This window comes from Brevundimonas sp. GW821-FHT02A10, from assembly GCF_059422025.1.
On record NZ_JBWKWC010000003.1, the window covers coordinates 426749 to 452879 of the forward strand.

Genomic DNA, 26131 nt, shown 5'->3' on the forward strand with positions numbered 1-26131 from the left:
GGGATGACCGACCTCTCTCCTTCCCAGACGCCCGGCCTGCGCGAGCAAGGCGCGACGCGGCTCGCCCTGTTCATTCCGGGCGTGATCATTTCCGCCTGGGCTCCGCTGGTGCCGTTCGTGAAGGCGCGGGCCGGACTGGATGAGGGGGCGCTGGGCCTGCTCTTGCTCTGTCTGGGTCTGGGGTCGATTCTGGCCATGCCGCTGTCGGGCGCCTGGGCGCGGAAGGCCGGGTGCCGGACGGTGATCACGGTCGCGGCCATCGCCGCCGTCCTGATGCTGCCGCTGCTGGCGACCTCTGACAGCGTGCCGGTGCTGGCGCTCGCCCTGTTCGTCTTCGGGGCCGGCATCGGCTCGATGGACTGCGTGGCTAACATCCAGGCGGTGATCGTCGAACGGGCCAGCGGCAAGACGCTGATGTCCGGCTTTCACGGCTTCTACAGCCTGGGCGGCCTCGTGGGCGCAGGTGGGTCGGCGGCGCTGCTGACGCTTGGCGTCGCACCTCTGGTGGTGGCAATGATCGTCATTGCCGTGACCGCCGGCCTGCTGCTGTGGGCGCGGCCGGGGCTGCTGCCCTATGCGGCGGAGGGCAACGGTCCCGCCTTCGCCGTGCCGCACGGGATCGTCGTCTTCATCGCCGCCCTGTGCTTCGTGGTCTTCCTCGCCGAGGGCGCGGCGCTGGACTGGAGCGCGGTCTTCCTCACCTCCGTGCACGGGATGGAGCCGGCCATGGCGGGGCTCGGCTTTGCGGCCTTCAGCCTGACGATGACGGCGGGGCGGCTGATCGGGGACCGGATCGTCGAACGGCTGGGCGGGGCGCGGGTGCTGCTGTTCGGCGGCTTGCTGGCGGCGGCGGGGATGCTCGTCGCGGTGTTGGTTCCCCTCTGGCCGGCGGCGCTGGTCGGTTACGCCCTGCTCGGGGCCGGCTGCTCCAACCTCGTGCCGGTCCTGTTCAGCGCCATCGGCCGCCAGACCGACATGCCGGAACATATCGCCGTGCCGGCGGTGACGACGGTCGGCTATGCGGGGATTCTCGCCGGTCCGGCGGGAATCGGCTGGATCGCCCACGCCTCCAGCCTGCCGCTGGCCTTCGGGGTGGTGGGGGTGTTGCTGGCAGGCGTAGCGATGAGCAGCCGGTTCCTGAAGCTGTAGGCCGGTCGAACCTTACGACCGAATTCGACGCATCAGCGGGCGACAACCCAGTCGTTCTGCGGAACGCCCCACGTTCTCAATGTTCTTGATTTGTTCTGTTTCAATGTTATCGTCTCCTCATGTCCATCCCGGCGACGAAGCCATTGCAGACGAAAGGACGCGGCGCCCGCACCAACGCCTCCGGCCGGTACGAACCGGTCGTCCATGAAGCCTTCGACGACGGCTGGACGCCGGAAGACGAGGCCCCTGCACCGCTGCGAACCACGCTCACGCCCGAGCACGCCCGCACCATCATCGCCAAGAACACGTCCCCGGACGTCGGTTTCGACCGCTCCATCAACCCGTACAAAGGCTGCGAACATGGATGCATCTACTGTTATGCCCGCCCGTCCCATGCCTGGATGGGCCTATCCCCGGGCCTGGATTTCGAGAGCCGGATCTTCTTCAAGCCCGAGGGAGCGCGTCTCCTGGAACAGGAGCTCTCAGCCCGGAAATACGTCTGCAAACGTATCCACATAGGCGGCAACACCGACCCCTATCAGCCGGTGGAGCGCGAGCTGAAATCGACGCGGTCGATCCTCGAGGTCATGCAGCGGTTCAACCAGCCGTTCTCGATCATCACCAAGTCGAACCTGATCACCCGCGACGTCGATATCCTCGGCCCCATGGGGCGCGAGGGACTGGCGACGGCCTTCGTCTCGATCACGACCCTGGACCGGGGTCTGGCGCGGGCGATGGAGCCGCGGGCCTCGACGCCGCAGCGGCGGCTGGATGCGGTGAAGGCCCTGGCGGATGCGGGCGTGCCCGTCGGGGTCGGCTTCGCCCCGGTCATTCCCGGCCTCAACGACCACGAGATGGAATCGGTGCTGGAGGCGGCGGCCAAGGCAGGCGCCCAGACGGCCATGTACGTCACCCTGCGCCTGCCGCTGGAGATCAAGGACCTGTTCCGCGAATGGCTGGCCGACGTCCGGCCCGACCGCGCCGCCCGGGTCATGTCCCTGATCCGCCAGACGCGCGGCGGCAAGGACTATGACGCCGACTGGGCCCAGCGGATGAAGGGGACGGGCCCGGTCGCCGAACTGATCGCCACACGGTTCAAGGCCGCCATCAAACGCTATGGCCTCGACCAGGAGCGCCATGTGCTCGACATCACGAAATTCCGGGTCCCCAGAGATGCCCGGCCGCAGATGGAGTTGTTCGACTTTTGAGACGTCCCCGGATGGAGACAAGCGCAACCGTTTCGTGGGTCGCGGTTTCAGAAGCCATGGAACACGAAAAGCCCCCCGCCATCAAAAGCCCGGGTCGCGCCCGCAAGGCCTTCGCCATCATCCTGGGCCTGATCGCCGTCCTCGCGGTGGCGGCCTATGTCCTCGCCCTGGGCCATCAGGAGACCAAGACGCCCGATCCCGTGCGGGGCGACGGCGTCGCGCCGTTGCAGGAGGCCGTGCCCGGGACGTCGAAGCCGGGCTCGCCGGGCTAGGGCACCCCCTAGACCGCCTCGCCCTTGGCCCGCCTGCGGAACAGGTGCAGCAGGGGTTCGGTATAGCCGCTCGGCTGTTCGACACCTTCGAAGACCAGCGCCCGCGCCGCCTGATAGGCCAGGCTGTCGGCTTCGCGGCCGGACAGGGGCTGGTAGAGGGGATCGTCGGCGTTCTGGGCGTCGACCTTGACCGCCATCCGCGCGAAGGCGGCGTCGATCTCCTCGTCCGTACAGACGCCGTGCAGCCGCCAGTTGGCCATGTGCTGGGACGAGATGCGCAGGGTCGCACGATCCTCCATCAGGCCGATGTCATGGATGTCGGGCACCTTGGAGCAGCCGACGCCCTGATCGATCCAGCGCACGACATAGCCGAGGATGCCCTGGGCGTTGTTGTCCAGCTCTGCGCGAACCTCCTCAGGCGACCAGTTCTTGCCGGCGGCCAGCGGGATCGTCAGCAGGCGCGACAGGGCGGCGACCGGCTCGGCCTTGCGCTCGGCCTGCCGCGCGAAGACGTCGACGCGGTGATAGTGGGTGGCGTGCAGCACCGCGGCCGTCGGCGACGGCACCCAGGCGGTATTGGCGCCGGAGCGCGGGTGGCCGACCTTCTGCTCCAGCATGTCGGCCATCCGGTCCGGCGCGGCCCACATGCCCTTGCCGATCTGGGCCTTGCCCGACAGGCCGCAGGCCAGACCGATCTGGACGTTGCGATCCTCATAGGCCGAGATCCAGTCCGAAGCCTTCATCTCGGCCTTGCGGACCATGGCGCCGGCCCGCATCGAGGTGTGCATCTCGTCGCCGGTGCGGTCGAGGAAGCCGGTGTTGATGAAGACGATCCGGTCCTTCACGGCATGGATGCAGGCCGCGAGGTTGGCCGAGGTGCGGCGCTCCTCGTCCATAACCCCGACCTTGATCGTGTGCCGTTCCAGCCCCAGCAAATCCTCGACGGCATCGAACAGCCGGTTGGTGAAACCTGCCTCCTCCGGCCCGTGCATCTTGGGTTTGACGATATAGATCGAGCCGGCGCGGCTGTTGCGGAACCGTCCTTCCCCCTTGAGGTCGTGCAGGCCGATCAGGCTGGTGACGATGGCGTCGAGGATGCCTTCCGGGGCCTCTGCGCCGTTCGCCAGACGCACCGCCGGGGTCGTCATCAGATGCCCGACATTGCGCACGAACATCAGGCTGCGGCCCGGCAGGATCAGCTCGGAGCCGTCCGGCCCCGCATAGATCCGGCCATTATTCAGTGTACGGACCATCGACCGTCCACCCTTGTCGAAACCGGCCTGAAGGTCACCCTTCATCAGCCCCAGCCAGTTGGCATAGGCCGCGACCTTGTCCTCCGCATCGACGGCGGCGACGGAGTCCTCGAGGTCGGCGATGGTGGTCAGGGCGGCTTCCAGAACCACGTCGGCGATGCCCGCCGGGTCGGTGGCACCGATCGGATGGGCGCGGTCGATGACGACCTCGATATGCAGGCCGTTGTGACGGAACAGCAGGTTGTCGCCGGCGCGGCCGACGAACTGGGCCGGGTCGGCCAGGACCGGGTCGCCGCCCGCAAAGTCGGTCCATAAGCCACTCGCCAGAGGCACGGCCTCGTCGAGGAAGCCCTTGGCCCAGGCGATGACGAGGGCGCCGCGTTCGGGGTCATAGCCCTTGCCCGCCGCCGCGCCCGGAATGGCGTCCGTGCCATAGAGAGCATCGTACAGGCTCCCCCAGCGGGCGTTGGCGGCGTTGAGCAGGAAGCGGGCGTTGAGGATCGGCACGACCAGCTGGGCGCCGGCCATGGTCGCGACCTCGGCGTCGACCTTGGTGGGCGCGATGGCGAAGGGCGCGGGTTCGTCGACCAGATAGCCGATCTGGCGCAGGAAGGCCTCATAGGCGGCCGGATCGGGCTGACCGGGTTGGGCCAGATGCCAGGCGTCGATCTTCGCCTGCAGGTCGTCGCGCTTCGCCAGCAGGGTCGCGTTCTCAGGCGCGAAGCGGGCGAAGATGTCCGCGACGCCCGTCCAGAAGGCGGTCGCGTCGAGGCCGGTTCCGGGCAGGGCCTCGCCTTCGATGAAGGCGGTCAGGGATTGGGCGACCTTGAGGCCGGCCTTGTCGATCATCTGTTCCATGACCGCAGGATAGACCGCCCCCGATATGCGCGGTAGAGACATAAAACGAAAGACAGTCGTTCTTCAGAAGAACAGATATGCTGGATCCGGACTACGCCCTGTTCGCCCGTGTGGTCGCCGCCGGAAGCCTGTCGGCGGCGGCGCGCGACATGGGCATATCCCCCGCCATGGCCTCCAAGCGGATGGCGCGGCTGGAGGCGCGGCTGGGCGCCCGGCTGATCCACCGGACCACGCGGCGCCTCGCCCTGACCGAACATGGCGAGGGTTTCCATCGTGACGTCCTGGGTATTCTGGCGGCGGTCGAGGCAGCCGAAGCGCGGCTGCGCGGACCCGGCGACGGCCTGTCGGGCCCGCTCAGACTGTCGGCGCCGACCTCCTTCGGGCGGATGCATCTGGCCCCGCATCTGAAGCCGTTTCTGGACCGGCATCCGGGCCTCCAGCTGACGCTCGACCTGTCGGACGGCTTCTCCGATCTGATCGCCGAGAAGATCGATCTGGCGATCCGGATTTCGTCCGGCGTCGCGCCGGGGCTGGACGCGCGCAGGCTGGCGACCAGCCGCCGCATCCTGTGCGCCGCCCCGGCCTATCTGGAGGCCCATGGCGCGCCGGTGAGCCTGAGCGACCTGCCCAACCATCGGCTTCTGGCGGCCGAGGGTCAGCTGCCCTGGCGGCTGACGACGGGCAAGCGCCAGATCGAGGTCGCCGGCGTCAGCCATGTGCGCACCAACTCCTCAGAGGTCGTGCGCGAACTGGCGCTATCGGGGCTGGGCGTCGCCCTGCGGTCCCTGTGGGATGTGAGCGAGGAACTGGCCTCCGGGCGGCTGGTCCGCGTCCTGCCGGAGGTCGAGGGCGCCGCCGACGTCGGCATCCATGCGGTGCGGCCGCGTGGCGAGCCCTCGGCCGCCGTCGCCGCCCTGACCGACTTCATCGCCGGGCTGTACGCGCCCGCGCCGTGGGAATGATCAGCGGCTGAGCCAGCCGGCGATATTGGCCATCCACGCCTGCGTCTGCCTCAGGCCCTCCGGATCGCGGACCATGGCGTCACCGGGCGCCTCGTCGACGAAGCTCGGGCAGCCCGAGCGCGGGTCCCAGTTGTAGTCGGCGAAATGGTGGAAGGTGGACTGGGCCAGACCACGGCCCTCCCCGTCGAGCTCGCCCTCGAAGGCGACCGCGATGTTGAACGGGCGATCGGTGGCCTTGCTGCGGCCCGTGGCGATGACCCGGGCGTCGGGGCGGTCCGCCGGCGCCGAGACCGCGCCCTCGTGCGGATGGGCCGGCAGACGATCCAGCACCCCGCCCTCCGGGTCACGCAGCAGCGGATGGGCCTCGCCCTCGACCGTAACCGTCTGCCAGTCGCCGTTGGCGCCGGAGTGATAGTTGGGCCAGGAGATGTAGGTCGTCACGGCGTCGTCGATGACCTGACGCGCCGTATCCGCCTCCATATTGTGGGTGTGGAAATGGTGCGCCTCGCCGACGCCGCCGAGGGTGCAGACCGAACAGCCCAGATCCATGTGGTCGCGGGTGATCAGAAGGCCGCCGCCGCGCGCGTGAAAGGCGTTGATGGCGGCGCATTCCTCGGGGTTCAGGCCGTCGCCGACATCGACGGCGAAGAGCCAGAGCTGATCGAAGTCGCCGTCGGCCAGACCGGCCAGCACAGGGTCGGTCTCACCGGCGGGCGTGGCGCGGTCGCGGGCCGTGACCTCAACACCCGGCAGGCCCGAGAGAAAGGCGGTCAGGCGAGAGAATCGGCCGATATTCCAGTCGTCCTCGACCGGTCCGATCGTCGTCTGCAGCAGGATTCTGGTCATCGAGGTCGCCCTTCCCCATCTGGGCTATAGCTAGTGCTTCGCCCCCTCCCGCGCCAGAACCGTCACCGTATGCCCATCCGCCGCCTTCCGCCCGAGACCGTCAACCGCATCGCCGCCGGCGAGGTGGTCGAGCGGCCGGCCAGCGCCATCAAGGAGCTGGTCGAGAACGCGCTCGATGCGGGCGCGCGGCGGGTCGAGGTCCAGGCGGACGGCGGCGGGCTGGCGCGCATCCTGATCGCCGACGACGGGCACGGGATGGCGGCGGACCAGCTGGCCCTGGCGGTCGAACGCCATGCGACGTCCAAGCTGGAGCCCGACGACGCCGGCGACGTCGACCTGCTGCGGATCAACACCCTGGGCTTCCGCGGCGAGGCCCTGCCCTCAATCGGATCGGTGGCCCGGCTGACGATCACCAGCCGCCCGAAGGAAGGCGGCGACGCCCATATGATCCACGTCGAGGGCGGGGATCAGAAGGCGGTGGCGCCCGCCGGCTTCCCCGGCCCGCACGGCGCCCGGGTCGAGGTGCGCGACCTGTTCTACGCCACCCCGGCGCGGCTGAAGTTCATGAAGTCGGAACGGGCCGAGGCCATGGCCATCTCCGACGAAATCAAGCGTCAGGCCATGGCGCATGAGAGCGTCGCCTTCACCCTGGATCTCGACGGCAAGACGGTGCTGCGCCTGCCCGCCGAACATCCGGGCGACGAAGGCCGGCTGAAGCGTCTGGCCGCCCTGCTGGGCCGCGATTTCGAGGCCAACGCCCTGCTGATCGATCAGGAGCGGGACGGCGTCCGGCTCAGCGGCTACGCGGGCCTGCCGACCTATTCGCGGGGCAATGCGGCGCACCAGTATCTGTTCGTCAACGGCCGCCCGGTGCGCGACCGGCTGTTGCAGGGGGCGCTGCGCGGTGCCTATGCCGACTTCCTCGCGAGAGATCGCCACCCGGCGGCGGTGCTCTTCCTTGAGGTCGATCCGCTGTACGTCGACGTCAACGTCCACCCGGCCAAGGCGGAGGTGCGGTTCCGCGACCCGGCGCTGGTGCGCGGCCTGATCGTGGGCGGCCTGAGGCATGCGCTGGCGGCGGCGGGACACCGGGCCTCGACGACCGTGGCGGCCGATGCTCTGGCGGGATTCACGACCCATACGGGGGCGCCGTCTCCGAACTATCCCGCGTGGAGCCCTTCGACGCCCTCGGCGACGAGCTTCAGCGGCTGGCAGGGCTGGGAGGCTCCGCCCGCGCGACCCACGACCGGCGTCCTGCCCGGATTGAACGAACAGTCGGCGCGCGTCGAACAGGCTTCGCCGGGCTTCGCCTCATGGCCCAGTCAGGCCGGATCCGGCGCCGCGCCCGACTATGTCGATCATCCGCTGGGCGCCGCCCGGGCCCAGGTCCACGGAACATACATCGTCGCCCAGACGCGGGACGGCATCGTGGTGGTGGACCAGCACGCGGCCCACGAACGGCTCGTCTATGAGAAGATGAAGGTCCAGATGGCCGCCGGATCGGTGACGCGGCAGGCCCTGCTGACGCCCGAGGTGGTCGAGCTGGATCCATCCGAGGCCGACCGGGTCGTGGCCAAGGCCGATGAGCTGGCCGAGCTGGGCCTGATCGTCGAGGCCTTCGGGGCGGGCGCGGTTCTGGTGCGCGAGACCCCGGCCCTGCTGGGCGACACCGATGTGCAGGGGCTGATCCGCGACATCGCCGACGATCTGTCCGAACATGGGGCGGCCCTGGCCCTGACCGAGCGTCTCGGCGACGTCTGCGGCACCATGGCCTGCCACGGCTCGGTCCGCGCCGGCCGGGTCCTGTCGGCACCCGAGATGAACGCCCTGCTCCGCCAGATGGAGGCGACGCCCCACTCCGGCCAGTGCAACCACGGCCGCCCGACCTATGTCGAGCTGAAGCTGGGCGATCTCGAGAAGCTGTTCGGGCGGCGGTGATGAGCCCGTCCGTACTGTTCGTCTGCCTTGGCAACATCTGTCGCTCGCCGTTGGCCGAGGCGGCGATGAAGGCGGAGGCTGAGCGGGTGGGGCTCGATATCGAGATCGAGTCGGCGGGCACCGGCGGCTGGCATGTCGGCGATCCGCCGGATCCGCGAGCGCAGGCGACGGCGCGGCGGCACGGGGTCGATATCTCCGGCTATCGCGGGCGGCAGGTGAAGGCGGAGGACTTCCGTCATTTCAGCCATATCGTGGCGCTGGACGCCGACAATCTGGCCAATCTGAAGCGGCTGCAGCCGAAGGACGGGACGGCGTCTCTGAGCCTGCTGCTGGATCACGCCGGGCGGCCGGGGCAGTCGGTGGCCGATCCCTACTATGGCGATGACGCCGGGTTCGAGGTCACTTGGCGCGAGGTTTCAGCGGGCGCGGCCGGGCTGGCGAACGAACTAGCGCCGTCTCGGCCCTGACATGAACAGGCGCGGTTGTGACCGGCGGACCAGCCAGAGGTTGGCGGTGGCGAGCAGCAGGACGACGGCGGCGCCCGCCTGATGCAGCCCGCCCAGCCACAGGGGCACGGCGTTGATCAGGGTGACGATTCCCAGCAGGGCCTGAAGCCAGAGGGCGCCCGCGACCAGCATGGCGGAGAAGCCGAGCCCCTCGGCCAGCCGCCAGCGCCAGGCCTGGATGGCATAGGCCGTGCCGCCGATCAGCAGGGCGTAGGCCCAGATGCGGTGATCGAACTGAACCAGCGCCTGGTCATGCAGGAAGGCGATCGCTCCCTTGCCCCATTCGACGGGCGGGAAGAACCCGCCGTTCATCAGCGGCCAGTCGGTATAGACGAAACCGGCCTTGGCCCCGGCGACGAGGCCGCCCAGCAGGCACTGGATGAAGACGGCGACCAGAAGCGCCGTGGCGCCCCGGCTCCAGCCCTCGGGTGACCGCGAATGCTCCTGCCCCGCCCAGGCCTCCAGCCCGGTCCAGATCAGGCCCATGAAGATCAGCAGGGCGAGGCCCAGATGGATGGTCAGCCGCTCCGGCGCGACGTCGACGCGGACCGACAGGCCGCTCGTCACCATCCACCAGCCGATCAGCCCCTGCAGCCCTCCCATGGCCAACAGGATCAGGCAGCGCCAGATCAGCCGGCGCGGAATGCGCTTGATGACCACGAAGACGATAAAGGGCACGAAGAAGACGACCCCGACCAGTCGTCCGACCAGCCGGTGCAGCCACTCCCACCAGAAGATGCCCTGGAACTCGGACAGGCTCATGCCGGCGTTGATCTGGGCGTACTGGGGGATGGCCTTGTACTTCTGGAAGGCGTCGGCCCAGGCGGCGTCGCCCATCGGCGGGATGGCGCCCATGATCGGCTTCCACTCGGTGATCGACAGGCCGGAGCCGGTCAGGCGGGTGACGCCCCCGATCACGACCATGGCGAAGACCATGGCGGCGCAGACAAACAGCCAGATGGCGACCGAACGGCTCTGGTCGCGGTACGCGAAACGGTTCATTCGACGCCCGATGTCCTGACGGCTATGCTAGGGGTCGAGAAGGACCCCGGACCGTGGCGGTATGCCCGCCCGGGGCGACAAGATCAAAGACGATTTCGCAGCCCGTCGCGGCGCGAAAATCGAACACGGTTGGAGGAACAAGGGCTTGCAATACGCCGATATCGTCGTCGCCGTTCTGGGCGTGCTGGCCGTGGCCTGGATCGCCGATCTGCTGAGCGGCAAGCGCGGCTATTTCGCCGCCCTGCTCGTCGCCGGCGTGGGCGCGGTGTGCGGCTGGTTCCTGCCGATCCGGGTGTTCGCCAACACCACCATGGACAGCTGGCTGTGGGTCGCTTGGGCCCTGTGCGGCGCGGCCCTGAGCCTGGTCGCCTACTATCTGTTCCGGAACAAGCGCTGATGGGTCCCCGTACGCGTCGAGCCATCGCCGCGCTGGGCGTCTGCGCCTTCCTGATCTTCTACGTCTGGGCGGTGATCACGATCGGGGCGATGCTGCCCGATCATCCGCTGGTGCATCTGTTGTTCTACGGCATTTCCGGCATCGCCTGGGGCTTCCCCCTTCTGCCCCTGCTGAGCTGGGCCGAGAAGAAGCCGAAGTAGCCAGACGTCAGTCTGAAGCGGAATTGCAAAGGGGCCGCCCGAAAGCGACCCCTTCAACCAACCGTCTTCGATGAGGAAGATGGTCGGAGCGACAGGATTCGAACCTGCGACCCCTTGACCCCCAGTCAAGTGCGCTACCAGGCTGCGCCACGCTCCGAGAGGCGGTCGTATAGCGGGGCGACCCGCCCGCCGCAAACGCAAAAACGCGCTTTTATGATCAACCGGCCAGAACGGCGTCCAGACGGGCCCGCGCGCTCTCGATCTCGACCAGAAGCTGGCGCAGGCGGACGGTCGAAACGGGGCTCGGAGTACCAGTGGGAACGTTTGCGGCGGCGTCCGGGGCCGTGTCGGTCGCCAGAGCCGAATCGGCGTCCATGGCGAAGGCGGCGTCGGGATCGCCATAGGCGGCCAGCCGGGCGATGCCCTGGTCCTTGTAGAGGCGCTGGACGCCCTTGATGGTCAGACCTTCGTCATGGAGCAGGCGGCGCACGGCTTTCAGCACCACCACGTCCTGGGGACGGTAGAAGCGGCGCCCGCCGGCCCGTTTCACCGGGTCGATGAATGTGAATTTGGTTTCCCAGAAGCGCAGCACATGCTGGGGCGCGCCGACGGCCTCCGCCGCTTCGGAGATGGTGCGAAAGGCCTGAGGGCTTTTGGCCACTCCGATCAGGCCTCGACGGCGGCGTCGTGGACCTTGGACTTCATGATCTGGGAGGCCCGGAAGCTGATCACCCGGCGCGGGTTGATCGCGGCCGGCTCACCCGTCTTGGGATTACGGCCCATGCGAGCGCGCTTTTCACGAACCTGGAAGACGCCAAAGCCGGACAGTTTCACCGTCTCGCCGCGCTCGAGCGACTCGACGATCAGATCCAGGGTGCGCTCGACCATTGACGAGCATTCCTGCCGCGACAGGCCCACTTCTTCGTGGACGGCCTCGCACAGATCCGCGCGGGTCAGGGTGCTCACTTCAGCCAAGGTCCGTCTCCAGAATATGCAGGCGCGTCATAAAAGGCGAAAACCCAGCAAAACGAAAGCCCCAAGTGGCAAGCTTGACCATAAATGGGAACTAGAATCGGAAAGCGCAGGCGCCCCAGGTGAGACCACCGCCCATGGCTTCGAGCAGGACCATATCGCCCCGCTTGATGCGCCCGTCCTTGATGGCGGCGTCCATGGCGAGGGGAATCGAGGCCGCCGAGGTGTTGGCGTGCTGGGCGACGGTGGTGATTACCGTGTTTTCGTCCAGGCCCAGACGGTCGCCGACCCCCTTGATGATGCGCTGGTTGGCCTGGTGCGGCACGAACCAGTCGACGTCGGCGATCTCGATGTTCGCGGCCTTGCAGCAGGCGGTGATGGCCTCGGCGATGTTCACGACCGCATGGCGGAAGACCTGATTGCCCAGCATGCGCAGCTTGCCCACGCTTCCGGTGGTCGAGGGCCCGCCGTCGACATAGAGCAGTTCCGTCTTGGAGCCGTCAGCGCGCAGGGCGAAGCCGAGCAGGCCCTGATCCGCCTTGGTTCCCTGCCCTTCGCGCGGCTCGACCACGAAGGCGCCGGCGCCGTCGCCGAAAAGGACGCAGGTGGTGCGGTCCGACCAGTCCATCAGCCGGGTCATCTCCTCGGCGCCGATGACCAGGGCGCATTTGGCGTGACCGCGCGCCACGAAGCCGTCGGCGACGCTGAGCGCATAGACGAAGCCCGAGCAGACGGCCTGAACGTCGAACGCGATATTGACCGGGCAGCCCAGCTTGCGCTGGACGATGGTGGCGGTCGCCGGAAAGGTCATGTCCGGCGTCGTGGTGGCGACGATGATCAGGTCGACGTCTGCAGGCGTCTTGCCGGCGTCGGCCAGGGCGCGGCGGGCGGCCTCGACGGCGAGGTCGCTGGTCGGCTCGTCGTCGCGCGCCTTGTGACGCTGTTTGATGCCGGTGCGTTCCTGGATCCACTCGTCGCTGGTGTCGACGAATTCGGCCAGGTCGGCGTTGGTGACGACCTGCTCAGGCAGATAGGAACCCACGCCGGTGACGGCGCTGCGGATAACGCTCACTGCAGAATCTCTCCGGAGGGTGCGGGCGCCGCCGCCTCTCCGGCCTCAGTGGCGGAAGGCAGGGCGTGCATGATGTCGTCCAGTCGGCCCAGCTTGGAGCCGACCGTCGTCAGATAGTCGCTGCGGGCCAGGTCGACGCCGATGCGGATGGCGTTGCCGAAGCCCTGGGCCGTCGCGCCGCCGTGGCTCTTCACCACAATGCCGTTCAGGCCCAGCAGGGGGCCGCCGTTGATGGCGTTGGGATCGATCTTCTGGCCCATGGCCTTGAGCGCCGGCATGGCCAGCAGGGCGCCCAGCTTGGACTGGACACTGGAGGACAACGCCCCTTTGAGCAGGGTCGAGATGAAGCGGGCCGTACCCTCTGCGGTCTTGAGGGCGATATTGCCGGTGAAGCCGTCGGTGACGACGACATCGACCGTGCCCTTGGCGATGTCATCGCCCTCGACGAAGCCGTGGTAGTTCAGGTCCAGGCCGCCGGCGCGCAGGATGGCGTGCGCTTCGCGCACCTCCTCATGCCCCTTCATGTCCTCGGAGCCGACGTTGAGGACGCCGATGGTCGGCTTCTTCACGCCGTGAACGGCGGCGTGGAAGGCCTCGCCCATGATGGCGAATTCGATCAGTTGTTCGGCGTCGCTCTCGATGTTGGCGCCGACGTCCAGAACGGCGGTGACGCCCTTCAGGGTCGGCCAGCTGGCGACGATGGCCGGACGCTCCAGCCCCGGCGCCGACATGCGCAGGATCAGCTTGGAAATGGCCATCAGGGCGCCGGTGTTGCCGGCGGAGACGACGGCTCCCGCCTCGCCCGACTTCACCGATTCGACGGCATTCCACAGGCTGGAGCCCTTGCCCCGGCGCATGGCGGTGGCGGGCTTTTCGTCCATGGCCACGACCTTGTCGGTGTGACGGATCTCGCAGACCTCGGCGGTCAGCTTGCACTTCGCCATCTCGGCCGCGATGGCGGTCTGGTCGCCATGCAGCAGGAAGCGGACGTTCTCACCGCCGTGGCGGCGGATGTATTCCCGAATGCCGGGCACGACGACGGAAGGACCGTGGTCGCCGCCCATGGCGTCGAGCGAAATCAGGACGGGGGTGGGCAAAAGGCTACGCTCTCCGGGGCGTCGTCTGACGCGACGCTCATCTGGGCTGTTCACGATAGACCTGCAACAGGTCGATGCAAAGGCAGGCGACCTTAGGTCAAGATTTTCAGGCTTCGTCCTTCGGCTTGAACTGTTTCAGGACCGCAAAGGGCGAGATTTCCTTTGGTTCCTCGGGCTGGACGAACTCGACGCCAGGCTTCCTCGGGAAGGGATCGAGGTTCAGGGCCAGTTGTTCGACGGCGTATTGGCCCAGGTCGATTCGGCCGTCCTCGATCACATCGGCGATCTCGTCGTCGACGCCGATTTCGAACTCTTCGTCCTCAGGCCGTTCCGGAGCCTGTTCGACCAGATCGACGGCGAATCGCTCGTCGATCTCCACCGGCAGGGGCTCAAGCGTGATGCCGCAAGTCTGGACCGCGCTGGCCCTGACCCGGCCGGTCAGCCGCCAGCCGCCGGTCCCGAGATCAGGACCAAGGTCCGGGTTCGGCGCCACCGCCACCTCGGCCTCGAAGGCGTCGAGCGAGGCGAGGTCGAGCGCGCGAGCGATCTTCGCGCGCACGGCCGCGTCCGGCTCCAGCGTGCGCTGAAGCCCGGCGCCGATCTCATTGAGGCGGACGGTTTCGCTGAAGGGAAGAACGACGGTCATGCAGTGATCTCAGGCCAGGACGGCTGTTTCAGAACGGCGGCGAAGGGCTGGGCGACCAGACCTTCACGCGCGGCAAGGGCATAGCGGGCGAGCGCGGCGCCGCGTTCCGCCTCCTCGCTCTCGAAGACATTGCGCGCCAGCCCGGCGGACAGGGCCGCGGCGTCGCCGGTGCGCAGGGGCGTCTCATAGGCGGTCATGCGGCCATAGAGGGCCTCGCCCAGGGTGCGCATCTTCTTGGCCATCGACACATCGCCGACGCCCAGTTCGCGCAGGACATTGTCGAGGGCCGAAACATAGGCGTCGAACAGCGCCTGGGCGCAGTCCACTCCCTCGCCTGCCCCATCCGCATCCTCGTCGCGCAGACGCAGGATCAGCAGCAGGGCGTGCAGGGTGTAGAGCTCGAACCGCGCGTCGATCCGGTCGGCAACCCCCAAGGCGGTATAGAAGGCCGGCTGGCGCGCCTGGGCCGCGACAGCCGCATAGAGGGCGTCGCCGGGGTTCGGTGCGGAATGTTTCCGGAAGAGTGACTTCAGCATGTTTCACGGCCCCTTTTCCGCCGCGCCGTTGAACTAGAGCCCGTGTCCGGTTAGGTCAAAGACCTTGTTCTGTCGCAGGCGCCCGCAAATGCTTCGTATCGCCCCTCTCGTCGCCGTCGCCGCCCTGGCGCTTTCGGCCGCCGCCTGCGCCCCCGTGGTGGGTCTGCACGGCTTCCAGGTCGTTGACACCAAGCCGTCCGATATCGTCGCCGGCACGGACACCAAGGAAACGGTTCTGGCCCGTCTGGGCACGCCGTCGACGACCTCGACCTTCGAACCGCAGCAGGTCTGGTACTACATCAGCCAGACCAGCGAGCGTTACACCTACAACCGCCCGCAGATCTCGCAGCGCAGCGTCACCGAGATCACCTTCAACAAGGACGACGCCAAGGTCGCCTCGGTCCGCACCCTGGGCCTCGAAGATGGTCAGAAGATCGCCATGGAGCGTCGCGAGACCCCGACGCGCGGCCGTTCGCTGACCGTCATGGAACAGCTGCTGGGCAACGTCGCCCGCGGCCAGCTGCCCCGCACCGAAGAGGATGTCCCCGGCCAACGCCGTCCGGACTAACCAAGGCCTTTCCAAAGACGGGTCGGCACGCCACCCTCCGATCGGAGGGGGACCCGTCGGCATGTTCGAAACGACGCGCAGGACATTCATCGCAGGCGCGGGGCTGACCCTGTCCGGATGCACGACCCTGCCGCCGCCCCCGGTCTCCGCCGATCCGGGGCTTCTCGATGACGCCAGCCGCCTGAACGCGACCCGGGTATCCTCGAACCTGTCGCTGGCCGCCACTGACACGGCCTCGGCCATCGGCCGGGCTGCCGTCTGCGGAAAGCCGCTCTGCATCGGCGGCGCGCGGCATTCCATGGGCGGTCAGTCCTTGCCTCCCCGGGACGGGGTCGCGATCGAGCTGACGGACGCGCCCATCGCTATCGACACCGCCGCGCGCCGCTACACCGCCGGCGCGGGCGCGCGTTGGCGGGACGTGCTGCGGGCGCTGGATCCTCACGGCCTGTCGCCCGCCGTAACCCAGTCCAACAACGATTTCAGCCTCGGCGGCGCGATCAGCGTCAATGCGCATGGCTGGGCGGTTCCGCGGGGACCGGTCGGGTCCACGGTGCGGAGCCTGCGCCTGCTGGGCGCCGACGGCGAGGTCCGGACCTGCTCGCCGACGGAGAACGCCGAGCTGTTTCGCCATGTGATCGGGGGATACGGCCTGTTCGGCGCGATCCTGGATGCGGAGATGGAGGCGGTTCCAAACCGGTTGCTGAAGTCGTCGCGGATTCGCCTGCCCTCTTCGGACTTCTCCGCCCGCTTTGTCGAAGCAGTCCACCAGCCCGACGCCAATCTGGCCTACGGACGGCTGTCGCCCGCCCGGGACGGCTTTCTGGAACACGCGGTGCTGACCACCCATCGTCCCCTCGACGAACAGTCCGGCGCACTGCCCCCGATGACCGGCACGGTCGCGGGTGGTGGGCTCGTCCGTCAGGTCTTCCGGGCCCAGACCGGATCGGAGGCCGGCAAACGGTTTCGCTGGTGGGCCGAGACCCGGCTGGTCCCGGATGACGCAACAGCGACCCGCAACAGCCTGATGAACCTGCCGGTCGCCATCTTCGCCGGCCATGACGCGCGTCGTACGGACATCCTGCACGAGTATTTCGTCCCGCCCGAGGCACTGAACGCCTTCCTCGGCGACTGCCGCCGGATCATCCCGGCCTCGCGGCAGGACCTGCTGAACCTGACCCTGAGATGGGTGGAGGCCGATCGCCTCAGCGCCCTGACCTTCGCACCCGAGCCCCGGATCGCCCTGGTCATGCTGTTCAGCCAGCGCATCTCGGCGGCGGACGAGGCGGATATGCAGGCCATGACCCGCGACCTGATCGACGCCGCGCTCGACGTCGGCGGGAGCTTCTACCTGCCCTACCGCCTGCACGCCCGGCAGGATCAGTTGCTGAAGGCCTATGCGGGGTTGCCAGAGGTGATGGCCTTCAAGCGGCGTCACGATCCCGACCTGCGCTTCCGCAACCAGATGTGGGACCACTGGGTTTCGATGGGCCTTTGAAACGAAAAGGGGCGGCGCCGTCACCGGCGCCGCCCCTCGTTCAGGGATACCGTCCGATCAGACGATCTTGCCGCTCGCCAGCACCGCCAGGAGCAGCAGGGCGACGATGTTGGTGATCTTGATCATCGGGTTCACCGCCGGGCCGGAGGTGTCCTTGTAGGGATCTCCGACCGTATCGCCGGTGACCGCGGCCTTGTGGGCTTCGGAGCCCTTGCCGTGGACGACGCCGTTCTTGTCGGTGAAGCCCTCCTCGATCACCTTCTTGGCGTTGTCCCAGGCGCCACCGCCCGAGGTCATCGAGATGGCCACGAACAAACCGGTCACGATCACGCCCATGAGCATGGCGCCGAGGGCCGCGAAGGCGTTGGCCTTGTCCGCCAGGAACAGGATGGCGACGAACAGGACGATCGGCGACAGCACCGGCAGCAGCGACGGCACGATCATCTCGCGGATCGCCGCTTTCGTCAGGATGTCGACGGCCCGTCCGTATTCCGGCTTCACCTGATAGGTCATGATGCCGGGGTTCTCGCGGAACTGGCGACGCACCTCGGCGACGACCGATTCGGCCGCTCGACCGACCGCCATCATCGACATCCCGCCGAACAGGAATGGCAGGAGCCCCCCGAACAGCAGGCCGACGACGACATAGGGGTTGGTCAGATCGAAAGCGACCTCGCCCATCCCGGCGAAGAACGGATAGTCCGCCGGATTGGCCGAGAAGTACTTCAGGTCCGAGGTATAGGCCGCGAACAGCACCAGGGCGCCGAGGCCAGCCGAACCGATGGCGTAGCCCTTGGTGACGGCCTTGGTGGTGTTTCCGACGGCGTCGAGGGCGTCGGTCGAGTGGCGCACTTCCGAGGGAAGTCCGGCCATCTCGGCGATGCCGCCGGCGTTGTCAGTCACGGGACCGAAGGCGTCCAGCGCCACGATCATCCCCGCCACGCCCAGCATGGTGGTGGTGGCAATGGCGATGCCGAACAGACCGGCCAGTTGGTAGCTGGCCACGATGCCGACGATGATCGTCAGGGCCGGAAGCGCGGTCGACTCGAGCGAGACGGCCAGGCCCTGGATGACGTTGGTGCCGTGGCCAGACACCGAGGCGTTCGCCACCGAACGCACGGGACGGAAGTTGGAGCCGGTATAGTATTCGGTGATCACGACGATGGCCGCGGTGACCGCGAGACCGACGAGGCCCGAGTAGAACAGGCTGATCGGCGTGATGACCAGACCGTCGCCGGTGGTGACCGATGCCGGAACCAGGGTGGTGATCACCCACCAGACCGCACCCACGGACAGGACGCCCGTGACGATCAGGCCCTGATACAGGGCGCCCATGATGTTCTGCTTCTTGCCCAGGCGGACGAAGAAGCTGCCGATGATCGAGGTCACGATACAGATGCCGCAGATGGCCAGCGGCAGCAGCATCATCGTCCCGACGTACTCTGTTCCCCGGAAGAAGATGGCGGCCAGAACCATGGTGGCGACCGTGGTCACCGCATAGGTCTCGAACAGGTCGGCGGCCATGCCGGCGCAGTCGCCGACATTGTCGCCCACGTTATCGGCGATGGTCGCGGCGTTGCGGGGATCATCCTCCGGAATGCCGGCCTCGACCTTGCCCACCATGTCGCCGCCCACGTCGGCGCCCTTGGTGAAGATTCCGCCGCCCAGTCGCGCGAAGATGGAGATCAGGGATGCGCCGAAGCCCAGGGCGACGAGGCCGTCGACGACCTCGCGGCTCGTCGGCTCAAGGCCCAGATGCAGGACGAGGACCGCAAAATAACCCGAGACGCCCAGCAGGGCCCCTCCGGCGACGAACATGCCGGTGATGGCGCCCGAGCGGAACGCGAGGTTCAGACCCTTGGCCAGACTTTCCGACGCGGCCTGGGCCGTGCGGACGTTGGCGCGCACCGAGATCAGCATCCCCGCATAGCCGGCGGCGCCCGAAAGCACCGCCCCGATCAGGAAGCCGACTGCCGCATAAGGGCCGATCAGCAGGTAGGCGGCGATCAGAATGACCACCCCGACGATGCCGATGGTGGTGTATTGCCGCCGCAGATAGGCCGAGGCCCCTTCCTGGATGGCGGCGGCGATCTCTCGCATCTTGTCGTTGCCGGTGCCGGCCTTCATCAGCACGGCCGTCTGGGCGAGGCCGTACAGCACCCCCAGGACGCCGGCCCCAAAGACCAGCGTAAGTATATGATTCATTGGCGTTTCCATGCCCTTGCAAAAGGCGCCCGGCTCCTTGGCGCGGCGGGCCTTTTGGCCTCTATCCGCCTTCCGGCTCCCCCGTGCGCAACGACCGCAGAACTGCGGTCACTCGGGATTTGCCGAATGAGCGTGCCGCATGCGCCGGGATGACGCAACCGTGCTCTTTGAAGGGCCTTTCGGGCGCGGAAACGCCTAGAGGGTCGAGGCGGCGTCCGGAGCCGCGATGTCCGAGCCGTCGGGCGTGAGGTAGGGGTCCGGAACAGTCTCGGCCACAGGCGTGTTCATGCGGCGGCGTGGCGTCTGACGGACAACCTCGGCCTTGATGACCGCATGGGGGACGACGACGCCGGCGATGGCCATCATCGCGGCGTTGATCTTGTTGTCGCTGAGCGTGTTCCAGTCGTCCGGCAGGGTGAAGGGCGCGCCGTGTCCGGTCCGCACCAGGGCGTCGCGGAAGAAGGCTTCCTTGTTCTGGATGTCTTCCACCTTGGGCTCGGGCGCCAGGTGCAGCTTCAGATTGACGAAGACATAGTTGCGGATGCGGCCGTCGACAATGACCGGCAGGCCCACGGCGCGAATGCTGACCGTCTTGTCGGCCGGAGGCGCGCCTTCCTCAGGCTTCTTCGGGCCGCTGGCGAGGGCGGGCGTGGCGGCGATGACCGGCGCCGAAAGGGCGACGGCGGTTCCGGCGGCGATGAGGTCTCTGCGGCGCATGGGGTAACCCTAACCGGCGGGGGTTAGGATTCGGTTTCAGCGACCGCTGTCAGCCGTGGGTCCAGCCGGAGCGAGCTACCTCGACCAGACGCCCTTCGAAACGGACATGCACGCCGGTTCCCGCCACGACCTGCCCCACTCGGGTAAGGCGGATGTGGCGACGCTCGGCCTCGCGGCGCAGGGCGGCCTCATCGGATGCGGGAGCGGTGAAGGCGATCTCATAGTCGTCCCCGCCGGTGGCTAGCTGTTCGAAGGCCGCCTGCCGGTCGACGCGGGTCTCCAGCCAGGCCTGACCGGCGAGGGACACCGGCGTCCGCTCCAGATCGATCTCGATCCCCACACCCGAGGCCTCGGCGATATGGCCGATGTCGGCGATCAGGCCGTCGGAGACGTCCAGCGAAGCCGTGGCCATGTCGCGAACGACCTCGGCGAAAGCCGTCTGCGGCATGGGACGGCGATAATGGTCGGTCAGGGCCTCGATCCGTTCGGGCGCCAGGGTCAGCACCCCCTGCGCGGCCTTGAGGCCGAGGAAGCCGTCGCCGATCTGGCCGGTGACAAAGACGGCGTCGTCGGGTCGCGCACCATCACGGGCCACCACCCTGCCCGCCCTGGCCCAACCCATCAGGGTGACGGAAAAGGAGGCGGGACCGGGCGTCACGACCGTATCGCCGCCCAGCAGGTGGATGCCGAATTCCTTCTGGTCCCGCGCCAGCCCTTCGGCGAAGGCCTGACGCTCGGGCCAGCCGCAGCGCTGCGACCAGTGGCAGGCCAGCAAATAGCCGAACGGCTCGACGCCCTTGGCGGCCAGATCGGACAGGTTCACGCGCAGCAGCTTCTGCGCCACCGTGTCGAGCGGATCGGTGGCCAGGAAATGCACGCCCTCGATCATGGCGTCCTTGGTCAGGACCAGATCGTAACCCGGCCGTGTCGGCACGACGGCGACGTCGTCGACCAGCCCCCTGCCCCATTCGGGATGGGCCAGGGGCGCCAGCAGTTTCGCGATGGTCTCGAACTCGCCGGACACGTCGACGGCGGGCATGATCTTACGCCTTCGGGCGCACGTCGCGGGCGACGCCGTCCAGGGCGGCGTTGACGAACTTGGCCTCGGCTTCGTCGAAGAAGGCCTTCGCCAGCTCGACATATTCGTCGATGACGATCTCGCGCGGCACCTCGGGCTGGTGAGCCAGCTCCCAGGCCCCGCAGCGCAGCAGGGCGCGCAGGGTGGCGTCCAGACGCTCCATGCGCCAGTTGGAGGCCAGACGAGCCTTCACGGCGGTGTCGATCTCGCGCTGGTTCTCGATCACGCCGCGCACGATGCCGGCGAAATACTCTTCGTCCGCCTCGGCCAGGGGCTCGCCTTCGATGTCGGCGTCGAAGCGGTGGTTCGAGAATTCGGTGATGACCGTCTCCGCGCCCTCACCAGCCAGTTCCATCTGGTACAGGGCCTGGACGGCAGCCAGACGCGCGACGGTGCGGGCGCGGCGCTGGCGCGAGGTCAGGGAGGGTTCAGCGCGTTCCTTCTCGCTCTCGGCGAGTTGCTGCAGGACGGCCTGGATGCTGTTGGGTTCGGTCATTGCGCCGCAAGACCATGCCGGAGCCGTTTGCGCAAGGCGATCAGGTCCAGAGCAGCCCGCGCGGCGCCGCCGCCCTTGTCGCCTTCGCTGAGGCGCGCACGGGCCCAGGCCTGGTCCTCGTCCTCGGTCGTCAGGATGCCGTTGCCGATCGCCAGCCCCTTGAGGCCAAGCTGCATCAGGCCCGCCGCCGACTGATCCGAGACGATCTCGAAATGATAGGTCTCGCCGCGAATGATGCAGCCGAGCGCCACGAAGCCGTCGTAGCGCGGCGCGGTCGGATACTTGCCGGCCTCGTCGGCCAGGGCGATCGCGGTCGGGACCTCGAGGGCGCCCGGCACGGTGACGACGTCAAAGGCCACGTTCTGGGCACGCAGGGCGTCCTTCGCCCCGTCCAGCAGGGCGTCAGCCAGTTCGTCGTAGTAGCGCGCCTCGACGATGAGGACGCGGATCGGTTCGGTCAGGATTGGTCTTCTCCGTTCATGCCGCGCCAGCCGACGATGCGCAGGCCGTAGCCTTCCAGCGCGGTCGGCTCGGGGCGGGTCGAGCTCATCACGATCATGTCGCGGACCCCGAGGTCCAGCAGGATCTGGGCGCCCAGGCCATAGGCCTTGATGGCGCGGTCGTTGGTCACCGGCTTGTCGGCGCCTGCGAGGCGTTCGGCCAGACCCTGCAGCGACGGGTCGCGCAGGAAGACGACGACGCCGGGCTCGCCACTGGCGGAAATCTGCTTCAGGGCGGCGGGAATATAATTCTGGCGGTCCTCGCGGTGGCCCAGCAGGTCGGCGGCGAAATCGACCTGGTGCATGCGGACCAGGGTCGGCTTGCCGGGCTCGATGCGGCCGTGGACCAAGGCGACGTGCTCGCCGCCCTCGATGGTGTCGCGGTACAGCATCAGGCGGAACGGGCCGCCGTGGACGCTCTCGAAGGGCTGGTCCATGACCCGCTCGACATAACGTTCGGTGCGGCGGCGATAGGCGATCAGGTCGGCGATGGTGCCGATCTTCAGCCCGTGCAGCTGGGCGAAGGCGACCAGGTCCGGCATCCGGGCCATGGTGCCGTCCTCGTTCATGATCTCACAGATCACGCCCGCCGGGGTCAGGCCGGCCATGCGGCTGATGTCCACGGCCGCCTCGGTATGGCCGGTGCGGACCAGAACGCCGCCGTCGCGGGCGATCAGGGGGAAGACGTGGCCGGGCGAGACGATGTCGTCGGCGCCCTTGTTCGGATCGACGGCGGCCTGGACCGTGCGGGCGCGGTCGGCGGCGCTGATGCCGGTGGTGACCCCTTCCTTCGCCTCGATCGAGACGGTGAAGGCGGTGCCCATGGAGGTGCGGTTGTCGGCCGTCATCGGCGGCAGGCGCAGCTGGCGGCCGCGCTCGGCGGTGATGGCCAGGCAGATCAGGCCGCGCGCGTGGCGGGCCATGAAGTTGATCTGGTCGGGCGTCGCGAACTGGGCCGGGATGATGATGTCGCCCTCGTTCTCGCGGTCCTCGGCGTCGACGAGGATGTAGGGGCGTCCGTTGCGGGCGTCCTCGAGGATGTCCTCGATCGGACTGATCGGACTGGAGAACATGTCCGAGGAAAGCTGGATGGTGTTGGTCATTACGCGGTCTCTTGCCAGCGTGCGAGATAGCGCGCCAGCATGTCGATTTCGAGGTTCACGGCGTCACCGGGCTGCAAGCGGCCCAGCGTCGTCGCCTCCCAGGTGTGGGGGATGATGTTCAGGTCGAAATTCTGGCCGTCCACGGCGTTGACGGTCAGGGACACGCCGTCGACCGTGATGGAGCCCTTGGCGGCGATGTAGCGATGCAGGGGCGCGGGCGCCTCGACCACGATCCGGTGCGATCCGCCGACCTGTTCGATCGACACGACCTTGCCCAGGCCATCGACGTGGCCCGAGACGACGTGCCCGCCCATCTCGTCGCCCAGTTTCGCGGCGCGCTCAAGATTGACCGGGTCGCCGGTCTTCCAGCTGCCGAGGTTGGTCTTCGACAGGGTCTCGTCGGAAACCTCGACCGCGAACCAGCCATCGGCCTTCTCAACCACGGTCAAGCAGCAGCCTGCGTGGCTGATCGAGGCGCCCATGTCGATGCCCGAGACGTCCCAGACGGTCTCGATCTCATAGCGGCGGTCGCGATTGGTCTCGGTGACCGCGCGAACGCGGCCGATGTCGGTGACAATGCCTGTGAACATTCAGGAGACCCTTTCGTAGCGCTCCCACAGGTCGTCACCCAGAGCCTCCACCGCAAGGCGCCGGAACTTCGGAGCGTTCGCAAGACGGGCCAGCGACAGCGCCGCGACGCCCGGACGGCCATCTCCGCCCAGCAGGATGGGGGCCCGGAACCAGTCGATGGCGTCGACGACGCCCGCAGTGACGAAGGCCGCCGCGACCCGGCCGCCGCCCTCGATCATCAGGCTGCGCACGCCGCGGGCGTAGAGCAGATCCAGAATGGCCTCGATGGTCGGGCGGTTCTGCGCGTCGCCCGCGACCTGCACCACCTCGGCCCCGCCAACCGGCTGGGGCTCACGCGTGGTGATGATCAGGGTGCCGGCCTTGGCCAGTCGGGCGAACGAAGGCGTGCGCAGACGGCTGTCCAGCACGACGCGCAGGGGATCGGCCTTCTGGATGCGAACCCCGGCTTCCGTTTCGGGCAGGCGCACGGTCAGGCGCGGATCGTCGGCCAGCACCGTCTCGACCCCGACCAGAATAGCGTCGCCCGCCGCGCGCAGCCGGTGGCCCTGCAGTCGGGCTTCGGGGCCTGTGATCCACTGGCTTTCGCCCGTCGAGGTGCCGATACGACCGTCCAGCGAGGTCGCGATCTTCAAGGTAATCCGGGGCCGCATCAGGTCTCGTCCAGGCCTTCGTCGCCGAGGAAGCGAGCAAAGTCGCCGGTGTGGCGGAAATCCTTGTAGACCGAGGCGTAGCGGACATAGGCCACTTCATCGACCGACTTGAGCGCCTTCATGATGAAGTCGCCGACGATGCTGGACGGGATTTCCGTCTCGCCCAGGCTTTCCAGCTGGCGGGTGATGCGGCTGACCAGCTGCTCGACCTGTTCGGCCTGAACCGGCCGCTTGCGCAGGGCCACGTTCAGCGACCGCTCCAGCTTGTCACGGTCAAAGGGCGTGCGACGGCCGTTGCGCTTCAGAATCATCAGCTCGCGCAGTTGCACCCGCTCGAAGGTGGTGAAGCGCCCGTTGCAGTTCGGGCAGGACCGGCGACGTCGGATGGCCGAGCCGTCGTCAGACGGCCGGCTGTCCTTCACCTGGGTGTCCTGATGTCCGCAAAAGGGGCACTTCATCAGGCGCTTATCCGTAGATCGGGAAGCGGCGCGTGAGCTCGCGCACCTTGCCGGCGACCTCGGCGATGACCGCCGGATCGGCCTCGTCGCCGCCGTTCATCGAGGACACGACGTCGGCGATCCAGTGACCGATCGACTTGAACTCCTCGACGCCGAAGCCGCGCGTGGTGCCGGCCGGGGTACCCAGACGGACGCCCGAGGTCACGGTGAAGGGCGCGGTGTCGAAGGGGACGCCGTTCTTGTTGCAGGTCATCAGGGCGTGTTCGAGCTGTAGCTCGGTCGCCTTGCCGGTCACGCCCTTGGGACGCAGGTCGACCAGAACGATGTGGCTGTCGGTGCCGCCCGAGACGACCGCGAGGCCGCGTTCGATCAGAACGGCCGAAAGGGCCTGGGCGTTGGCCACGACCTGTTTCGCATAGACCTTGAACTCGGGCTTGAGCGCCTCGCCGAAGGCCACGGCCTTGGCGGCGATGACGTGCTCCAGCGGACCGCCCTGCAGACCGGGGAAGACGGCCGAGTTGATCTTCTTGCCCAGCTCGACGTCGTTGGACAGGATCATGCCGCCGCGCGGGCCGCGCAGGGTCTTGTGGGTGGTCGTGGTCACGACGTGGGCATGCGGCAGCGGGTCGGGATAGACGCCGCCGGCGACCAGACCCGCATAGTGGGCCATGTCGACGAAGAGGTAGGCCCCGACGCTGTCGGCGATCTCACGGAAGCGCTTGAAGTCGATGTGACGGCTGTAGGCCGAGGCGCCGGCCACGATCAGCTTCGGTTTTTCCTTCTCGGCCATCTCGGCGACGTGGTCGTAGTCGATCAGGTTGTCGTCCTCGCGGACCTTGTAGGTCACGGGGCGGAACCACTTGCCCGACTGGTTGGCCGGGGAGCCGTGGGTCAGGTGGCCGCCGCAGGCCAGATCCATGCCGAGGAAGGTGTCGCCGGGCTGCAGCAGGGCGAAGAAGACCGCCTGGTTGGCCTGGGCGCCCGAGTGGGGCTGGACGTTGGCGAAGGCGCAGCCGAACAGTTCCTTGGCGCGATTGCGGGCCAGATCCTCGGTGACGTCGACGAATTCGCAGCCGCCGTAGTAGCGGCGACCGGGATAGCCCTCTGCGTATTTGTTCGTCAGAACAGACCCTTGCGCGTCCAGCACTGCCCTGGACACGATGTTCTCGGAGGCGATCAGCTCGATCTGTTCCTGCTGACGGCCCAGCTCGCCCTGGATGCCCTTGAAGACGTCGGGATCGGCGTCCGCGAGAGACTTCGAGAAATAGTCGGCGTGGGTGGTGATGGTCACGAGCGTCCCCGGCTGTCTGAAGGCGCCCTATCTAGTCCTGAGAGGGGTCAACCACAACATCTTGT

Annotated in this window: 29 protein-coding genes and 1 tRNA gene; 10 read left to right on the top strand and 20 right to left on the bottom strand. The window is 67.9% G+C overall.

Features of this window, described 5'->3' with window-relative positions; translation table 11 throughout:
* Positions 1 to 3: 3 nt before the first annotated feature.
* From AC07U0_RS11635 to AC07U0_RS11645, 3 genes are all read left to right on the top strand, one after another.
* Positions 4 to 1149, top strand: a complete 1146-nt coding sequence (locus AC07U0_RS11635; RefSeq protein ID WP_494720161.1) for an MFS transporter — start codon at positions 4 to 6, stop codon at positions 1147 to 1149.
* 119 nt (positions 1150 to 1268) lie between these two features.
* Positions 1269 to 2357, top strand: a complete 1089-nt coding sequence (locus AC07U0_RS11640; protein WP_494720162.1) for a PA0069 family radical SAM protein — start codon at positions 1269 to 1271, stop codon at positions 2355 to 2357.
* A 56-nt stretch (positions 2358 to 2413) separates the two neighbouring features.
* Entirely contained in the window at positions 2414 to 2629 is a 216-nt protein-coding gene (locus tag AC07U0_RS11645) for a hypothetical protein (protein ID WP_494720163.1), read from the top strand.
* Positions 2630 to 2637: 8 nt separating this feature from the next.
* On the opposite strand, the gene AC07U0_RS11650 is transcribed toward AC07U0_RS11645, so the two are convergent.
* Positions 2638 to 4740 carry a malate synthase G gene (locus tag AC07U0_RS11650; RefSeq protein WP_494720164.1) on the bottom strand — a complete coding sequence of 701 codons (2103 nt, stop codon included), beginning with the start codon at positions 4738 to 4740 and terminating at the stop codon, positions 2638 to 2640.
* A 77-nt stretch (positions 4741 to 4817) separates the two neighbouring features.
* Here AC07U0_RS11650 and AC07U0_RS11655 point away from each other — a divergent pair, with 77 nt between their 5' ends.
* Complete coding sequence (locus tag AC07U0_RS11655) at positions 4818 to 5702, top strand: LysR family transcriptional regulator (RefSeq protein WP_494720165.1); 885 nt, start codon at positions 4818 to 4820, stop codon at positions 5700 to 5702.
* On the opposite strand, the gene AC07U0_RS11660 is transcribed toward AC07U0_RS11655, so the two are convergent.
* Positions 5703 to 6548 (bottom strand): hypothetical protein, encoded by an 846-nt coding sequence (locus tag AC07U0_RS11660; protein WP_494720166.1) that lies wholly within the window; start codon positions 6546 to 6548, stop codon positions 5703 to 5705.
* Between the two features lie 69 nt (positions 6549 to 6617).
* On the opposite strand from AC07U0_RS11660, the gene mutL reads away from it, so the two are divergent.
* Both mutL and AC07U0_RS11670 read left to right on the top strand, forming a co-directional pair.
* Positions 6618 to 8486, top strand: coding sequence for a DNA mismatch repair endonuclease MutL (mutL, locus tag AC07U0_RS11665; RefSeq protein WP_494720167.1), 1869 nt, complete (start codon positions 6618 to 6620; stop codon positions 8484 to 8486).
* Positions 8486 to 8953, top strand: coding sequence for a low molecular weight protein-tyrosine-phosphatase (locus AC07U0_RS11670; RefSeq protein WP_494720168.1), 468 nt, complete (start codon positions 8486 to 8488; stop codon positions 8951 to 8953). The genes mutL and AC07U0_RS11670 overlap by 1 nt, the downstream gene beginning before the upstream one ends.
* Here the strand turns inward: AC07U0_RS11670 and AC07U0_RS11675 are convergent.
* Complete coding sequence (locus AC07U0_RS11675) at positions 8933 to 9994, bottom strand: COX15/CtaA family protein (RefSeq protein WP_494720169.1); 1062 nt, start codon at positions 9992 to 9994, stop codon at positions 8933 to 8935. The genes AC07U0_RS11670 and AC07U0_RS11675 overlap by 21 nt on opposite strands.
* 145 nt (positions 9995 to 10139) lie before the next feature.
* Here AC07U0_RS11675 and AC07U0_RS11680 point away from each other — a divergent pair, with 145 nt between their 5' ends.
* The gene (locus AC07U0_RS11680) at positions 10140 to 10391 is read left to right on the top strand and encodes a transglycosylase (RefSeq protein ID WP_494720170.1); all 252 of its coding nucleotides are present in this window, start codon (positions 10140 to 10142) and stop codon (positions 10389 to 10391) included.
* Positions 10391 to 10591: a DUF2842 domain-containing protein gene (locus tag AC07U0_RS11685; RefSeq protein ID WP_494720171.1), complete on the top strand. Its 201-nt coding sequence runs from the start codon at positions 10391 to 10393 to the stop codon at positions 10589 to 10591. The genes AC07U0_RS11680 and AC07U0_RS11685 overlap by 1 nt, the downstream gene beginning before the upstream one ends.
* 80 nt (positions 10592 to 10671) lie before the next feature.
* Here the strand turns inward: AC07U0_RS11685 and AC07U0_RS11690 are convergent.
* The 7 genes from AC07U0_RS11690 to AC07U0_RS11720 form a co-directional block, all read right to left on the bottom strand.
* Positions 10672 to 10748: transfer RNA gene (locus AC07U0_RS11690), tRNA-Pro, on the bottom strand.
* Positions 10749 to 10808: 60 nt separating this feature from the next.
* The gene (locus AC07U0_RS11695) at positions 10809 to 11252 is read right to left on the bottom strand and encodes a MerR family transcriptional regulator (protein ID WP_494720172.1); all 444 of its coding nucleotides are present in this window, start codon (positions 11250 to 11252) and stop codon (positions 10809 to 10811) included.
* Between the two features lie 5 nt (positions 11253 to 11257).
* Entirely contained in the window at positions 11258 to 11557 is a 300-nt protein-coding gene (locus AC07U0_RS11700) for an integration host factor subunit alpha (protein ID WP_492948443.1), read from the bottom strand.
* Positions 11558 to 11657: 100 nt separating this feature from the next.
* Positions 11658 to 12635 carry a beta-ketoacyl-ACP synthase III gene (locus tag AC07U0_RS11705; RefSeq protein ID WP_494720173.1) on the bottom strand — a complete coding sequence of 326 codons (978 nt, stop codon included), beginning with the start codon at positions 12633 to 12635 and terminating at the stop codon, positions 11658 to 11660.
* The gene (plsX, locus tag AC07U0_RS11710; protein ID WP_494720286.1) at positions 12632 to 13699 is read right to left on the bottom strand and encodes a phosphate acyltransferase PlsX; all 1068 of its coding nucleotides are present in this window, start codon (positions 13697 to 13699) and stop codon (positions 12632 to 12634) included. Before plsX ends, AC07U0_RS11705 begins: the two co-directional genes overlap by 4 nt.
* Before the next feature lie 139 nt (positions 13700 to 13838).
* A complete protein-coding gene (locus tag AC07U0_RS11715; protein WP_494720174.1) occupies positions 13839 to 14378 on the bottom strand; it encodes a YceD family protein in 540 nt (179 codons plus the stop codon).
* Entirely contained in the window at positions 14375 to 14914 is a 540-nt protein-coding gene (locus AC07U0_RS11720; RefSeq protein ID WP_494720175.1) for a ubiquinol-cytochrome C chaperone family protein, read from the bottom strand. The genes AC07U0_RS11715 and AC07U0_RS11720 overlap by 4 nt, the downstream gene beginning before the upstream one ends.
* 88 nt (positions 14915 to 15002) lie before the next feature.
* Between AC07U0_RS11720 and bamE the strand changes: the two genes are divergently transcribed.
* Both bamE and AC07U0_RS11730 read left to right on the top strand, forming a co-directional pair.
* Positions 15003 to 15482, top strand: a complete 480-nt coding sequence (gene bamE / locus AC07U0_RS11725) for an outer membrane protein assembly factor BamE domain-containing protein (RefSeq protein WP_494720176.1) — start codon at positions 15003 to 15005, stop codon at positions 15480 to 15482.
* A gap of 61 nt (positions 15483 to 15543) precedes the next feature.
* Positions 15544 to 16977, top strand: coding sequence for an FAD-binding oxidoreductase (locus AC07U0_RS11730; RefSeq protein WP_494720177.1), 1434 nt, complete (start codon positions 15544 to 15546; stop codon positions 16975 to 16977).
* Between the two features lie 57 nt (positions 16978 to 17034).
* Here the strand turns inward: AC07U0_RS11730 and AC07U0_RS11735 are convergent, their stop codons facing one another.
* From AC07U0_RS11735 to glyA, 10 genes are all read right to left on the bottom strand, one after another.
* Complete coding sequence (locus tag AC07U0_RS11735) at positions 17035 to 19182, bottom strand: sodium-translocating pyrophosphatase (RefSeq protein WP_494720178.1); 2148 nt, start codon at positions 19180 to 19182, stop codon at positions 17035 to 17037.
* A 195-nt stretch (positions 19183 to 19377) separates the two neighbouring features.
* On the bottom strand, positions 19378 to 19899 hold the full coding sequence (locus AC07U0_RS11740) for a hypothetical protein (RefSeq protein WP_494720179.1): 522 nt from the start codon (positions 19897 to 19899) through the stop codon (positions 19378 to 19380).
* A gap of 49 nt (positions 19900 to 19948) precedes the next feature.
* On the bottom strand, positions 19949 to 20938 hold the full coding sequence (thiL, locus tag AC07U0_RS11745) for a thiamine-phosphate kinase (RefSeq protein WP_494720180.1): 990 nt from the start codon (positions 20936 to 20938) through the stop codon (positions 19949 to 19951).
* Between the two features lie 4 nt (positions 20939 to 20942).
* Complete coding sequence (nusB, locus tag AC07U0_RS11750) at positions 20943 to 21473, bottom strand: transcription antitermination factor NusB (RefSeq protein WP_494720181.1); 531 nt, start codon at positions 21471 to 21473, stop codon at positions 20943 to 20945.
* Complete coding sequence (gene ribH / locus AC07U0_RS11755) at positions 21470 to 21934, bottom strand: 6,7-dimethyl-8-ribityllumazine synthase (protein WP_494720287.1); 465 nt, start codon at positions 21932 to 21934, stop codon at positions 21470 to 21472. The genes nusB and ribH overlap by 4 nt, the downstream gene beginning before the upstream one ends.
* Complete coding sequence (gene ribB / locus AC07U0_RS11760; RefSeq protein ID WP_494720182.1) at positions 21931 to 23076, bottom strand: 3,4-dihydroxy-2-butanone-4-phosphate synthase; 1146 nt, start codon at positions 23074 to 23076, stop codon at positions 21931 to 21933. The genes ribH and ribB overlap by 4 nt, the downstream gene beginning before the upstream one ends.
* A complete protein-coding gene (locus tag AC07U0_RS11765) occupies positions 23076 to 23666 on the bottom strand; it encodes a riboflavin synthase (protein WP_494720183.1) in 591 nt (196 codons plus the stop codon). Before AC07U0_RS11765 ends, ribB begins: the two co-directional genes overlap by 1 nt.
* Positions 23667 to 24317: a RibD family protein gene (locus tag AC07U0_RS11770; RefSeq protein ID WP_494720184.1), complete on the bottom strand. Its 651-nt coding sequence runs from the start codon at positions 24315 to 24317 to the stop codon at positions 23667 to 23669.
* Positions 24317 to 24775 (bottom strand): transcriptional regulator NrdR, encoded by a 459-nt coding sequence (gene nrdR, locus AC07U0_RS11775; RefSeq protein WP_207932194.1) that lies wholly within the window; start codon positions 24773 to 24775, stop codon positions 24317 to 24319. The genes AC07U0_RS11770 and nrdR overlap by 1 nt, the downstream gene beginning before the upstream one ends.
* Before the next feature lie 7 nt (positions 24776 to 24782).
* Positions 24783 to 26066: a serine hydroxymethyltransferase gene (gene glyA, locus AC07U0_RS11780; RefSeq protein ID WP_494720185.1), complete on the bottom strand. Its 1284-nt coding sequence runs from the start codon at positions 26064 to 26066 to the stop codon at positions 24783 to 24785.
* Between the last annotated feature and the right edge of the window lie 65 nt (positions 26067 to 26131).